The organism is Enterococcus sp. DIV0187 (assembly GCF_051713785.1).
GTDB classification, from domain to species: Bacteria; Bacillota; Bacilli; order Lactobacillales; family Enterococcaceae; genus Enterococcus_A; species Enterococcus_A avium.
Window position 1 is genome coordinate 2905001 of sequence record NZ_JBIOQO010000001.1, and the last position, 10424, is coordinate 2915424.

Below are 10424 nucleotides of genomic sequence, written 5' to 3' on the forward strand. Positions count from 1 at the left end.
CAGGCAAAACACTGCGCCAAATGAATTCAAACGAAAATGATATCCGTGAAGAAATCGAGCATATGACTGGATACGGATCAGTTAAGTCTTATCCTGAAGGCGGTTATCTACCCTATTCCCCTAGAGCAAAGCAAATTTTAATTTTTGCTGATGATGAAGCTAAACGCTTCAATGCAAAATTGGTTGGAACTGAACACGTATTATTAGGGCTATTACGAGATGATGAAATCTTAGCTTCTCATATTTTAGTTAATTTAGGACTTAGTTTGCCTAAGATGCGTCAACTTCTATTAAAGAAGATGGGTGTAAATGAAACATCGAATGGAAATCAAGGTACTGGTAGTAGACGAAAAGCACCAGCGAAACCTGTACAAAGCAATTCACAAGGAACACCAACTTTAGATGGATTGGCTCGGGATTTAACAAAATTAGCACGGGAAAAACGACTGGATCCAGTGGTAGGTCGAGATAGTGAGGTTCGCCGTGTAGTTCAAATTTTAAGTCGTCGAACTAAAAATAATCCGGTATTAGTTGGAGAGCCAGGTGTTGGTAAAACAGCGATTGTCGAAGGCTTAGCTCAGCGAATTATTTCTGGAGATGTACCAGAAGATATGCGCGGAAAACGTCTGATGATGCTTGATATGGGTGCCTTAGTCGCTGGAACGAAATATCGTGGAGAATTCGAAGATCGCTTAAAAAAAGTGATTGATGAAATTTATCATGATGGTCAAATCATTCTATTTATTGATGAACTGCATACCTTGATTGGTGCTGGTGGAGCTGAAGGTGCAATTGATGCTTCAAATATTTTAAAACCTGCGTTAGCTCGCGGTGAATTGCAAACAATTGGTGCAACAACGTTAGATGAATATCAAAAGTATATTGAAAAAGATTCTGCTTTGGAGCGTCGTTTTGCTAGAGTGCAAGTGGAAGAACCAACACCGGAGGAAGCGGAAGAGATATTGAAAGGCTTACGTCCTCGTTATGAGGATCATCATGGAGTTGAAATTACTGATGAGGCTCTGCATGCGGCAGTATCTTTATCCGTTCGATATATCAACTCGCGTCAATTACCAGATAAAGCGATTGATTTGATGGACGAATCTTCTGCGAAAGTTCGTCTAGATTCGACAGATGAAGTTTCTGAGCTTACTGAGCTAGAAGATGAAATTCAAGATTTAGTAATAGAAAAAGAAAAGGCGATTCAAAATCAAGACTTTGAATCGGCGGCTCGTTTACGTTTACGGGAAAAACAACTATCTGAAACATTGGAGCAAGCCAAAATTAAAGCTGCTAAGCAAGAAAACGGCTATATTGATCAGGTTACTGATGAGGATGTCGCAGCAGTTGTTTCTCAATGGACAGGTGTGCCGCTACAGCAATTAGAGAAAAAAGAAAGTCAACGACTGTTAGATTTGGAAAAAGTTTTGCATAAACGAGTCGTTGGTCAAGAGGAAGCTGTTAAAGCTATCTCGCGGGCGATTCGTCGAGCGCGCAGTGGATTGAAAGATCCAAATCGTCCGATTGGTTCTTTTATGTTTTTAGGACCAACTGGTGTCGGTAAGACAGAATTGGCGAAGGCACTGGCTGAAGCAATGTTTGGCAGTGAGGAAGCATTGATTCGAGTCGATATGTCTGAATATATGGAGAAATATAGTACGAGTCGTTTAATCGGATCGCCTCCTGGTTACGTAGGATATGAAGAAGGTGGACAATTAACCGAAAAAATTCGTCAGAAACCTTATTCAGTTATTTTGTTAGATGAAGTGGAAAAAGCTCATCCAGATGTTTTCAATATTCTTTTACAAGTCTTAGATGATGGTCATTTAACAGATTCGAAGGGTCGGAAAGTTGATTTCCGTAATACGATCTTAATTATGACTTCTAACATTGGAGCGACGGAAATTCGTGAAGAAAAAAATGTTGGTTTCAATGTGAAGGATATCAGTAAAGATCATGCAATGATGGAAAAACGAATTCTAGAAGAATTGAAAAAGGCTTTCCGTCCAGAATTTCTCAATCGGATTGATGAAACTGTAGTGTTCAAATCATTAGATCAAGAACAAATTCATGAGATTGTAAAAATCATGAGTCGTGCTGTTTTAGATCGTATGAAGGAGCATGAAATCAAAGTGAAGATTACATCGGCAGCTTATGATGTTATTGGAAAAGTTGGATTTGATCCTGAATATGGGGCACGGCCAATTCGTCGGGCATTGCAAAAAGAAATTGAAGACCGCTTAGCTGAAGCACTCTTATCTGGTCAAATTCAGCTGGGAGATACGGTGACTATTGGGGCTAGCAAAGGCAAGATTACATTAACTGTTAAAAATCCAAAAGAAGAAAAAATACCAGAAAAAGTTTAAAAAACTTGGGAATGATGTTTTAACGTCATTCTCTTTTTTTGTCATCAGTTGGAAACTTTTTGTAGCTATGATAGTATGAGAAAGTCTAAAAGGAGGACATACCATGATCGAACTAATTGCGACAGCAGAATCAATGGCGCAAGCTGAAGAATTATTAGCTGTCGGAGTGGATACACTATACATAGGAGAAGAGGATTTTGGATTACGACTGCCCTACTCTTTTTCTCGTGAAGAACAAAAGGCTTTGATTGATTTGGCGCACGCCAATGGGAAAAAAGTGAACGTTGCTATAAATGGTATCATGCATCCTGATAAGATGAAGAAGATACCAGAATATTTAGCCTTTTTGGCAGATGTAAAGCCAGATCACGTAGTTGTTGGTGATACGGGTGTGATTTATTTATTACAGGAATACGATTTGCCATACATTTATGATGCAGAGACTCTAGTTACCAATGCACGACAAATCAATTTTTGGCAGAAAAAAGGAGCAGTTGGAGCGGTGTTGGCTCGCGAAGTCCCTTTTGAAGAAATGCAGCGTTTGAGTCAACACGTCGAAGTTCCAGTGGAAGTTTTGGTTTATGGTGCTACTTGTATTCATCAATCAAAACGCCCGCTATTAGATAATTATTTCAATTATACGAAGCAATCGGAAAGTACTTCTAAGGAACGTGGATTGTTTATTTCGGAACCCAAAAAGGCAGAAACACATTATTCGATTTACGAGGATCAACATGGCACACATATTTTTGCTGATAATGATTTGAATTTGATTAAGGAATTGTCAGAGCTTAATCAAGCAGGTTATCAAACATGGAAATTAGATGGTTTGTTTACACCTGGAGCGAATTTTGTGGCGATTGCTAAAGTTTTTGCAGAGGCTAAGGCAGCAATAGAAACGAATTCTTGGGATGATGCGATGGTTGACAACGCTCAACAAGAAATTCAAAAATATCATCCTGTTGGTCGAGGAATGGATACAGGTTTTTATCATTTAGACCCAACAGCGATTAAATAGGAGTAATAGCAATATGACAGAAAGAAAATTGAAGCGGCCGGAAGTTTTAGCACCAGCCGGGACATTGGAAAAATTGAAAACCGCCATTCACTACGGTGCAGATGCAGTATATATCGGTGGAGATGCATATGGGTTGCGTTCTCGGGCTGGAAATTTTTCATTTGAAGAGATGGAAGAGGGGGTGGCTTTTGCGAATCAGTATGGAGCTAAGGTTTATGTAGCTGCGAACATGGTGACCCATGAAGGTAATGAAGAAGGAGCCGGAGCGTTCTTCAAGAAGTTGCGTGACATTGGAATCTCGGCTGTGATTATTTCTGATCCTGCTTTGATCGAAATTTGTGCATCAGAAGCCCCTGGGTTAGAGATTCATTTATCAACACAGGCGTCTGCAACTAATGCGGAGACATTGAAATTTTGGCAAAATGAGGGTCTGGAACGAGTTGTGTTGGCCCGGGAAGTCTCAATGGAAGAATTAGCTGAGATACGCCGCAATACGGATATTCAAATTGAAGCATTTATCCATGGAGCAATGTGTATTTCTTATTCGGGCCGTTGTACACTATCCAATCATATGTCAATGCGAGATGCTAATCGTGGTGGTTGCTCTCAATCTTGTCGCTGGAAGTATGAATTATTCGATATGCCTTTCGCTCAAGAACATCGTTCATTAACAGAAAATGGTGATGTTACGGAAGAATTTTCTATGAGTGCCGTAGATATGTCTATGATCGAACATATTCCTGATTTGATTGAAAATGGCGTTGACAGCTTAAAAATCGAGGGTCGGATGAAATCAATTCATTACGTTTCAACTGTATCTAATGTTTACAAAGCAGCCGTTGACAGCTATATGGCTGATCCAGATAATTATGTCTGTAAACAAGAATGGATCGATGAACTGTGGAAAGTAGCTCAACGAGAATTATCGACTGGATTTTATTACCATGTACCGACTGAAAATGAACAATTATTTGGTCCGCGCCGAAAGATTCCTGTTTACAAATTTATTGGTGAAGTTCTGAGTTATGATGAAGCTAGCGGAATAGCGACTGTCCGCCAACGAAATCATTTTAAAATAGGTGATGAAATTGAATTTTACGGACCACATTTTCAGCATTTTGAACAGACAGTTACAGAAATGAAAAATGATGAGGGCGAATCAATCGACAGGGCACCTAACCCTATGATGGTTTTAACGATGCCTGTTGCTCAACCAGTCAAACCTGGTGATATGATTCGTAAGAAAAAAGACTGATAAATAAATCACTCGCTAAATTGGGAAGAAAGCTGATTTTTAGTGGGTGTTTTTTTAGAAAATAGCATCGGGCAAAAATCAATTCTTTTTTTACAGAATGTATTAAAATGAACGTAAACATGAATTAGGAGGTAGATGAATGAAGGATTATGATTACATAGTTATCGGTGGCGGAAGTGGCGGGATCGCCTCGGCTAATCGTGCTGGTATGCATGGAGCAAAAGTCTTGTTAATCGAGGGGAATAAAATCGGCGGAACCTGTGTCAATGTTGGTTGTGTTCCGAAAAAGGTAATGTGGCAGGCTAGCAGTATGTTAGAGATGATTGAGCGAGATGCGCCTAGTTATGGTGTACAGGCTGATGTTGGAAAATTTGATTTTAATGAGTTGGTTGAACGTCGTGAAAAATATATCGACTTTTTACATGGAGCCTACTACCGTGGACTTGATAGTAATAATGTAGAACGAATTGAAGGGTATGCGACGTTCAAATCAGATCATGTTGTCAGTGTAAACGGTGAAGAATACACTGCGCCCAATGTCTTGATTGCGACTGGCGGAAGACCAAGTCAGATGGAGATTCCTGGCGGTGAATACGCTATTGATTCTAACGGATTCTTTGAAATGACCGAACAGCCGAAAGAAGTTGTTGTTCTAGGGGCTGGTTATATCGCAGCGGAATTGAGCGGTGTGCTACAGGGGATGGGTACGCAAGTTTATTGGGCTTTCCGCCATAGTCGCCCATTACGGACATTTGATAAAATGTTGGCCGATAATTTAGTGGACATTTATCGTGAGAATAAGATGAAGTTGTATGATCATCATGTGGCAAAAGAAATCAAAAAAAATGAGGATGAAACCTATACTGTCTATTTTGAGAATGGGAATACACTGACAGGAGATAAGGTGTTGTTTGCTGGCGGTCGTATACCAAATACTGACAAGTTAGGTTTAGAGAATACTTCTGTGACGTTAAACGAGAAAGGCTTTGTCATTGTCGATAAATACCAAAATACAACGAGTGAAGGTGTTTATGCAGTCGGGGATGTGATTGGTAAGATTGATTTAACACCAGTAGCTATTGCCGCGGGGCGCCGTTTATCAGAACGGGTCTTTAATGGTAAGTCAGAAGAATTTTTAGATTATGAAAATGTTCCAACGGTAATTTTTACACATCCAACGATTGCAACAATCGGTTTAACGGAAGAAGATGCGCTTGAACGTCATGGGAAAGATCAAATAAAAATCTATCATTCGCGTTTTACACCAATGTATTTTGCATTAAGCGACTATCGTCAAAAATGTGATATGAAATTGGTATGTCTTGGGAAAGAAGAAAAAATTATTGGCTTGCACGCGATTGGTGTGGGTGTTGATGAAATGCTACAGGGATTTGCTGTAGCGATTAAAATGGGGGCAACGAAGAAAGACTTTGATGACACCGTTGCGATCCACCCAACTGGCAGCGAAGAATTTGTAACAATGAGATAAATAAAAAGACTGTAGACAAGATCCGTTTTATGGACAATGTCTACAGTCTTTTATTGAATGGAGCTTAAGCTGATTTCGCCAGAGGAGAGATGAACTTTTTCCTCCCCTAAATCGACTACTAGCTCACCAGTATCAGTGATCGCGATGGCAGTCCCCATGTAGGATTGATCTTTCCGTTTAAAAGTGATTTTTTTACCTAATACGAATGATTTCTTTCGATAAACATCCAGGTAAGTCGTTTGATCTGCCAATAAATTAAAGAATCGATTCCAGATGTTAATGATCAATTGATTTCTTGTTATGGTTGCTTGACCATTCGGAAACAAAGAAGTCGCTTTTTCCTGCAACTCATCAGGGTAGTTTTCCTGAGGAATGGAGAAGTTGATTCCCATACCAATAATAATGTATTTTAGTGAGTTGGTTTCAATATCGGTCATCGCTTCTGATAAAATGCCGACGATTTTTTTATGATTCAAATAAATATCGTTGACCCATTTAATTTGTGTATCCACGCCTAATAATTCATCGATTGCTTCGGATACAGCAACTGCCATCAAGATTGTATATTGTGGTAATTCTGTTAATTGCTCCTTAGGCTCCAAGAGCAAACTCATATAGATGCCCTGCTGTTTTGCAGCAAAGAAAGGGCGATTGAAACGCCCTCGAGGCGCTTCCTGCATATCTGCTACGATTAGTAAAGGTGATCTTTTACCATCCATCACAGCCTGCTGAGCATCTTTCATTGTTGAAGTAGAGGTTTCTAAAACGGTTATATCGACGTCTTGATGAATGCCTTCATGAATTTCTTTTGCATCTAAAATATCAGAAGCCTGGTAACGATAACCGTTCGCGGAATGTTGAATCTGATACCCCTTTTTTTCTAATTCTTTGATTGCTTTCCATATTGCGGTACGAGATACCCCTAATTCTTGAGCTAAGGTTTCGCCGGATAAAACATTTTTTACTGCTTTTAAACGGGCTAAAATTTTTTCCTTCGTCGACAATTTTTTCGCTCCTTTATTTTCATTCTGGGCTCAGTGTAACAAAAAAACAGGCGACATAAAAGTAGCCTGCCAAGAAAGAAGGGGGTGTATTAACTTAGTAACAAGGCATCGTCTTTTAGTTCGACACCGGAGTTTTGATGGAAGAGCTCCATCAATTTTGGTACAGTCAGATTTTGTTTTTCCTCTTGTTTCAAGTCCAAAGCAATCTGTCCCTGATGAAGCATAATTAAACGATTACCATATTTGATGGCATCCTCCATATTATGGGTTACCATAAAAGCTGTTAATTCTTGTTCACGAATCAAGCGCTCGGTTAATCCCATTACAGTTAATGAAGTTTTGGGGTCGAGTGCCGCTGTATGCTCATCTAATAAAATCAGATCAGGGCGTTGCAGCGTTGCCATTAATAGTGTGATAGCTTGGCGCTGTCCTCCAGATAGTAAACCAATCTCAGCATCTAATCGATTTTCCAAGTTCAGATTTAGCATGGCCAATTGTTCTTGGAAATAACTACGATCTTTACTTTTTACACCTAGTGAGAAGCCGCGTTTGTGACCGCGTTTCATGGCTAATGCTAAATTTTCTTCTACTGATAGACGAACTGCGGTACCCATTTTAGGATCTTGGAAGACACGACTGATTTTTTTTGAGCGACGTGTGACAGAATGTTTAGTGATATCTTCTTCATTTAAAAACATTTGACCTTCTTCGATCGGTAATGTGCCGGCTACACTATTTAGCAAGGTAGATTTGCCCGCACCGTTTCCACCGATAATCGTGACAAATTCGCCAGGGGCTAGACTCAAATTGATTCCACGCAGCACATGGTTTTCATTAACTGTTCCACGTTCGAAATATTGATGCAAATTCTTAATTCTTAATACTGGTTGCATTGGTATCAGCCCCTTTCTTTTTTGATTTCAAGGTAAATTTTGATCGAATTTGCGGTAATGATAAGCAAATCACCAAGACGATCGCTGAAGCCAATTTAGAGTCTGTTGGCTCGACGTTCATTTCGAATACTAATGCTAAAATGAAGCGGTAAATAATTGCTCCAGCAACAATCGTGATCAGTCGGACAAGGATCGGCTTATTATGGAGCAGAACTTCTGCAATAATGATTGAAGCGAGCCCGATAACGATTGTACCAACTCCTGAGTTCAAATCAGCAAAGCCGTTATTTTGAGCCAGCAATGCCCCTGAAAGAGCGATGCTTCCGTTTGAGATCATGTAGCCTAACAGCTTCATATTTTCGGTTTTGATCCCGTTGGCTTCACTCATATCTGGATTATCCCCTGTTGCTCGAACGGCTAAACCAATCTCTGTTCGGAAAAATAAAACTAATAACAAAATGACCACCAATACGATTAAGAGCCCGACTAGAATCACGGCATTATTTTTTGTCAATCCGAGATCTTGAGCTCCTGTAAAAACAGTACTTTCGCCTAATAATGCAATATTTGGAGCCCCCATTACACGGGAAGTAACAGAATATAAACCAGTCATGGTGATAATCCCTGCCAATAAAGCCGGAATTCTGAATTTTGTATTTAAGATACCTGTAACTAAACCAGCTAGCATTCCACCGCCAAATGCCAATAAAGTAGCTAATGCTGGATGCATACCGTTAACGATCCCGATCGCTGCGATCCCCCCGCCTAAAGGAAAACTTCCTTCGGCCGTCAAATCGGCAATATCTAAAATTCGAAAGGTCATGTAAACTCCGATAGCTAATAAAGACCAGAGCATACCTTGTGACGTCGCTGATAATAATAAAGTGATAACATTCATGATTCTTCCTTCTTTCTTTGCGAAGCTAGATTTAACTCATTCCTTTATTTAGGTTCCTTAATGCTGTCTGGGTCAATTCCCAAAGCTTCTGCCATCTCTTTATTGACTACTAATTTTAGGGTATCGGCAGATTCTACCGGAGTATCTTCAGGTTTTGCGTCCCCGTCTAAGATTTTTGCAGCCATTTTCCCAGTTTGTTTGCCTAGTGATTTGTAGTCAATCCCTACGGTTGCTAGGCCGCCTCCGTCAATTTGTTCTGTTGACCCTGCAACTAATGGAATTTTCTTTTCTTTAACAACATCTCCAATGACCGCTGCGGCGCTTGCGAAGGTATTGTCTGTAGGTACATAGATTCCATCTGTTTCACCAGCTAAAGATTCAGTAACTTGTTGTACATCATTTGTTGTATTTGCAGTTTTGACTTTTACATCAACGCCCGCCTTTTTCAAAGCTTTTTCAGCAAGATCTGCTTGGATTTTTGAATTGGCTTCGCCAGCGTTGTACATGATTCCGATCGATTTTGCATCTGGAACTATCGATAATAGTAGTTCAATTTGTTTGTCGATGGGAACCATATCTGTTGTACCGGTTACGTTTCCGCCAGGTTTTTTATCACTTTTAACTAATTTTGCCTCTTCTAAATCGGTCACGGCAGTTACAGTGATCGGAATTTCAGTTGTGGCGTTTAGCAAAGATTGAGCTGCTGGAGTAGCAATGCCTAAAAGTAAATCTGGTTCCTCTTTGACTAATTTCTCACTCATACTTTTCAGGTTGTCCTGATTATTTTGCGCATTTTGGTATTCGATTTTTAAATTATCGTCTTCTTTGTAGCCGCCTTCTTCTAACCCTTCTTTGAATCCTTCATAGGCATTGTCTAACGATGGATGCTGCACTAATTGTAAGACGCCTACTGTTTTCGTACTATTATTATCGTCTGTTTTATTTCCACCGCCACAAGCACCTAATATTAGTAAACTTACCAATCCAATTCCTGCCAATACTGTCTTTTTCATTATGTTCTCTCCTTTTTTAACTGGTGAAGCTAGATTTCCATCCTTTTTCATTCATAAAAAAATCACCCGCTTAGAAGTATCGAAACTCTAAGTGGGTGATACGAATACAAAAATAGTATACTTCTTCAGCCACTTAGATTTCTCTATGCGGCCGTTGGTACATCGAAATGCTCTAGCCATCATAGATACAAAAACACTCAAGTTGTTTGTATCCATCGTGATGAATACAAACCTATCTAAAATAGCTAAAGTAATAGCGGTTATTCGGTTGTGAGTTTTTCATATTCAGCATGGGAACAACCTCCAACATGTTTAAGATGTAGATTAGTATACGTTAAGAAAAATGAGATGTCAATAATAAATAGTCGAATATTCTGAATATTCAAAAATGTAAGCCGAATTGAATCAATTATTAGTTGCTGAAAGTTTTAAGAAAAACTTGCGAAGCTCTGATCAAAGCCTTGAGACTATTGACTTTTATGTTTACC

Annotated in this window: 8 protein-coding genes (1 of these 8 cut by a window edge); 4 read left to right on the forward strand and 4 right to left on the reverse strand. The window is 39.5% G+C overall.

The features are described 5' to 3' along the window. The 4 genes from IGI52_RS14255 to gor all read left to right on the forward strand — a co-directional run. Nucleotides 1-2366: the 3' portion of an ATP-dependent Clp protease ATP-binding subunit gene (locus IGI52_RS14255; RefSeq protein ID WP_016181826.1), read on the forward strand. The gene continues 133 nt to the left of window position 1, outside the view; 2366 of the gene's 2499 nt are visible here — the last part of the coding sequence; the start codon falls outside the window, past its left edge; the stop codon is at nucleotides 2364-2366. Nucleotides 2367-2469: 103 nt separating this feature from the next. Beyond that, nucleotides 2470-3384 (forward strand): peptidase U32 family protein, encoded by a 915-nt coding sequence (locus tag IGI52_RS14260; RefSeq protein WP_049219598.1) that lies wholly within the window; start codon nucleotides 2470-2472, stop codon nucleotides 3382-3384. Nucleotides 3385-3397: 13 nt separating this feature from the next. Next, nucleotides 3398-4639, forward strand: a complete 1242-nt coding sequence (locus IGI52_RS14265; protein ID WP_049219596.1) for a peptidase U32 family protein — start codon at nucleotides 3398-3400, stop codon at nucleotides 4637-4639. 139 nt (nucleotides 4640-4778) lie between these two features. Further along, entirely contained in the window at nucleotides 4779-6128 is a 1350-nt protein-coding gene (gor, locus tag IGI52_RS14270; RefSeq protein WP_049219594.1) for a glutathione-disulfide reductase, read from the forward strand. Nucleotides 6129-6178: 50 nt separating this feature from the next. Here gor and IGI52_RS14275 read toward each other — a convergent pair whose 3' ends face one another. From IGI52_RS14275 to IGI52_RS14290, 4 genes are all read right to left on the reverse strand, one after another. Continuing rightward, a complete protein-coding gene (locus tag IGI52_RS14275) occupies nucleotides 6179-7132 on the reverse strand; it encodes a biotin--[acetyl-CoA-carboxylase] ligase (RefSeq protein WP_311872167.1) in 954 nt (317 codons plus the stop codon). An 89-nt stretch (nucleotides 7133-7221) separates the two neighbouring features. After that, nucleotides 7222-8025: an ABC transporter ATP-binding protein gene (locus tag IGI52_RS14280; protein ID WP_049219602.1), complete on the reverse strand. Its 804-nt coding sequence runs from the start codon at nucleotides 8023-8025 to the stop codon at nucleotides 7222-7224. Further along, the gene (locus IGI52_RS14285; RefSeq protein WP_376712719.1) at nucleotides 8003-8923 is read right to left on the reverse strand and encodes an ABC transporter permease; all 921 of its coding nucleotides are present in this window, start codon (nucleotides 8921-8923) and stop codon (nucleotides 8003-8005) included. The genes IGI52_RS14280 and IGI52_RS14285 overlap by 23 nt, the downstream gene beginning before the upstream one ends. Nucleotides 8924-8967: 44 nt before the next feature. Further along, nucleotides 8968-9936 carry an ABC transporter substrate-binding protein gene (locus IGI52_RS14290; protein WP_311872165.1) on the reverse strand — a complete coding sequence of 323 codons (969 nt, stop codon included), beginning with the start codon at nucleotides 9934-9936 and terminating at the stop codon, nucleotides 8968-8970. Nucleotides 9937-10424 lie beyond the last annotated feature (488 nt).

Bases quoted from the DNA above. Each gene is read 5' to 3' on its own strand.
- gor (WP_049219594.1), top strand. From the start codon at position 4,779: ATGAAGGATTATGATTACATAGTTATCGGTGGCGGAAGTGGCGGGATC.
- IGI52_RS14260 (WP_049219598.1), top strand. From the start codon at position 2,470: ATGATCGAACTAATTGCGACAGCAGAATCAATGGCGCAAGCTGAAGAA.
- IGI52_RS14280 (WP_049219602.1), bottom strand. From the start codon at position 8,025: ATGCAACCAGTATTAAGAATTAAGAATTTGCATCAATATTTCGAACGT.
- IGI52_RS14265 (WP_049219596.1), top strand. From the start codon at position 3,398: ATGACAGAAAGAAAATTGAAGCGGCCGGAAGTTTTAGCACCAGCCGGG.
- IGI52_RS14285 (WP_376712719.1), bottom strand. From the start codon at position 8,923: ATGAATGTTATCACTTTATTATTATCAGCGACGTCACAAGGTATGCTC.
- IGI52_RS14290 (WP_311872165.1), bottom strand. From the start codon at position 9,936: ATGAAAAAGACAGTATTGGCAGGAATTGGATTGGTAAGTTTACTAATA.